We start from the raw sequence: 3,489 nt of genomic DNA on the forward strand, positions 1-3,489 counted from the left end.
TTGTATATGTGGCTGCATTTCATCCATTCAACAAGCATTAATGTATGGCTGCTGATTGCCGTAATTACCGCTATATTGGTTCTAATCGCCATATTAATAAATGCTTGGATTAGCTCGAAAATGGGCAAAACGAGATTTCAAGAAGAGATCGTAAAAGTTAACTCGAGAATATAGGAGGCCGATAATAATGAACTACAAACCACTCGTTTATTTTCTGTGTACTGGAAACTCTTGCAGAAGCCAAATCGCCGACGGATTTTTGAAGGCAATGGGCAGCGGCAAATATGAAGTGATGAGTGCTGGTCTAGAAGCTCATGGCTTAAATCCCCGTGCGGTTCAAACCATGAAAGAAGCAGGCATCGATATCTCCAATCATACTTCGGATGTCATTGATCCTGAAATTTTAAAACAAGCAGATTACATCATCACGCTTTGCGGTCATGCTAACGATAACTGTCCGGTTGTAAGTAACGACAAAGCGCAAAGATGGCATTGGGGCTTCGACGACCCCGCAAAAGCGACAGGTACAGAAGAAGAAATCAATACTGCATTCGCAGAGATCCGAGATTCGATAAAAAATCGTATTGAGTTGTTTGTGAAGGAAGGGAAGTAACAAACAGTAATAATTATGTTCTTTCGAATATATTCGAGGATTTAGGAACTGTTTTTGTGCCATTTATAACTATACTACAAAAGAAGCAAGCCCTCAGGGCTTGCTTCTTTATCATTTAAAATTGCTAATTATTTGGTCTTGCTGAATTTCGTCATCTCTAATGATACCTACTCCTGCGTATAAAATATAAATAATGCCGCCAACGAAGCACGCACATAAAGTTAAGAAGGAAATCATATGTTGTCATCCTTTCTAATCGTGATTACATCAATCGTACAGTGACCCTTAAACCTTGTGACCCTCCAATCCAATCTGATATCTCCCATCCAATAAAATTCAACTGACGGTAGTTATTGATAGCTTGACAAAAAATGAAGCTCCTCTTACTATAATATTATCTCGATTATCAAGATACTTATAACTATAATTATATTTATTCAAGACAATCGGTCGTCGAGATAAAAAAAGGGAGTGGCAATTACATTGTCAATTGAACAAAGTGGAGGGAACGAGAAACAATGGAAATGGCAAAAGGAAATAAAGTAGGTGTAATCATTGCAGCACTTCTGCTGGCTACACTGATGGCATCGATGGATAACACCATATTAGCAACTGCGATGGGGACAATCGTAGGGGACCTTGGCGGGTTTGACAAATTAATGTGGGTGACTTCTGCTTATATGATCGCAGAGATGGCTGGTATGCCGATATTTGGTAAGTTATCTGATATGTATGGTCGCAAGCGTTTCTTTGTTTTCGGAATTATCGTATTCATGATCGGCTCAGCTTTATGCGGTACAGCGGAATCTATTGTACAGCTAAGTATTTATCGCGCGATACAGGGTATTGGCGGCGGAGCACTTGTACCCATTGCATTCACAATTATGTTTGATGTGGTCGCACCTGAAAAACGTGGGAAGATAGGCGGATTGTTTGGTGCTGCGTATGGTATTTCCAGCATATTCGGACCTCTAATTGGCGCTTATATTGCAGATTATGTTCATTGGTCCTGGATTTTCTACATCAATTTACCAATAGGAATCATTGCATTTGTAATGATTGCTTATTTTTACAAAGAGTCTGTTGAGCATTCTAAACAAAAAATCGACTACATGGGCGCAATAACGCTCGTAACTTCAATTCTTTGTCTCATGTTCGCGCTGGAGCTAGGAGGTAAAAAATACGATTGGGACTCCTTCACGATCATAGGTTTGTTTTTAGCTTTTGCCGTATTATTGGTCACTTTTATATTTATTGAACGCCACGCAGAAGAACCGATCATCACCTTCAGCATGTTCAAAAATCGGCTTTATTCCACGAGCAATTTAATGGCTATTTTTAGCGGTGCAGCATTTATAACAGCTTCCGTTTACATCCCAATCTACGTTCAAGGGGTACTTGGAGGCTCAGCTACAAACTCGGGGCTCGTGTTGCTTCCTATGATGGTCGGATCTGTTGTCACCGCTGCTGGCGGCGGTATTCTGCTCTCCAAGTTTAGTTATCGCTCCATCATGATTTCGACGTTGTTTCTGCTAGTGGGCGGCATGGCTCTACTGACTACTTTAACACCCGATTCATCCCGATTTACGGTTACAATCTTTATGATTTTAGTTGGTCTTGGCATCGGCTCATCGTTTTCTGTTCTAAGCAATTCTGCCATACATGGATTTACTGCTAGGCAGCGAGGCTCTGCAAGCTCTACACTTAGCTTCACTCGGGAACTGGGAATGACGCTTGGAATTACGGTATTTGGTATTATTCAAAGTCACTTATTTGCAAATAAGCTTTCTTCATCGTTCGGCAGCGGCGGTCAAACGTCGGAGTTCATTGATCTAAGTGATCCAAGTAAAATTTTGACACCTGAGACAAGGGAGAGCATTCCTTCTCAGATTCTTGATAAAATAACTGAAACACTGTCCTCGTCACTCGTTCATACTTTTGCTTGGGCCATCATTCCATCCGTCATTGCTCTTTCAGCTGCCTTTGCTATGAGCAAGGAGAAGTTTGATCCAGCTTCCGAGCTAGAAGAATATTCAGCATCTCATTAAAAATAAACCTCGCTATTCGTAGCGAGGTTTTTCTTATGTACATTAAACTTTGGCAAATAAATCTCTAATGACGCTTGCGTCAAGCTCATTCGTTATTTTATATGAATTAGCAGCATTTTTGAAGCAATATAATCAAATACATTTAGATAATGATAATCATAAAGTGTAATAACCAAGAGACTACTTAATTACATAATAATATTTCACAACTTGACATATTAGCGACTTCATAGGTATTATAGACACAATAAGTCTGTAATTGAGGTGAGAACATGAAATTTTCCAAAGCAACCAATTATGCACTTCACACCATGCTCATGCTTGTAGAAGCTTCTAATTTGAAGCCCATAGGCGTCAAGCAGCYGGCGGAATCCCAAAACGTTTCACCTACTTATCTTTCCAAAATTTTAACGAGACTCGTCAAAGCAGGGATGATTGAATCCGTTTCTGGGGCAAACGGAGGTTAYCGGCTATCACGCAAAAAGGACGACATTACGTTTTTGGATATTATCCACGCTATTGAGGGTACAACATCATTATTTGAATGTGATTTTGTTCATGGTGAAGAATGCTTGATTCAAGCTGCAATGAAAGAAGCGGAAGAGAAGATGGAACAACATCTGAAACAAACGAAATTAGCTGACATTGCAAAAAAACAAACCAAAATTGAAAGTTAAGAACATTTTTTCTGAAAAAGGAGAAGTACAATTAACATCGTATAAAATCCTTTTTTGAAATAATTATAGATATAACGAGTCTTCAATGTCGGACTTGAACTTGATAATAAGCGTTTTTTTCGCTTTATTATAGATATAATGAGTCTTTAAT

3 protein-coding genes are annotated in these 3,489 nt (G+C 39.2%); all 3 read left to right on the forward strand.

The genetic code is table 11. The annotated features are described in order from the left end of the window. The first annotated feature begins 187 nt into the window (after nt 1–187). On the forward strand, nt 188–613 hold the full coding sequence (gene arsC / locus AC1DSE_RS32790) for an arsenate reductase (thioredoxin) (protein ID WP_477511167.1): 426 nt from the start codon (nt 188–190) through the stop codon (nt 611–613). Between the two features lie 518 nt (nt 614–1,131). Beyond that, nucleotides 1,132–2,661 (forward strand): MDR family MFS transporter, encoded by a 1,530-nt coding sequence (locus tag AC1DSE_RS32795; RefSeq protein ID WP_477511166.1) that lies wholly within the window; start codon nt 1,132–1,134, stop codon nt 2,659–2,661. A gap of 272 nt (nt 2,662–2,933) precedes the next feature. Continuing rightward, the gene (locus tag AC1DSE_RS32800; RefSeq protein ID WP_477528879.1) at nt 2,934–3,338 is read left to right on the forward strand and encodes an Rrf2 family transcriptional regulator; all 405 of its coding nucleotides are present in this window, start codon (nt 2,934–2,936) and stop codon (nt 3,336–3,338) included. The last annotated feature ends 151 nt before the right edge of the window (nt 3,339–3,489 follow it).

This window comes from Paenibacillus sp. 01L418 (assembly GCF_056400045.1).

What these genes read in the sequence shown, in the direction of transcription:
- AC1DSE_RS32795 (WP_477511166.1), top strand. Translation starts at nt 1,132, where the DNA reads ATGGAAATGGCAAAAGGAAATAAAGTAGGTGTAATCATTGCAGCACTT.
- arsC (WP_477511167.1), top strand. Translation starts at nt 188, where the DNA reads ATGAACTACAAACCACTCGTTTATTTTCTGTGTACTGGAAACTCTTGC.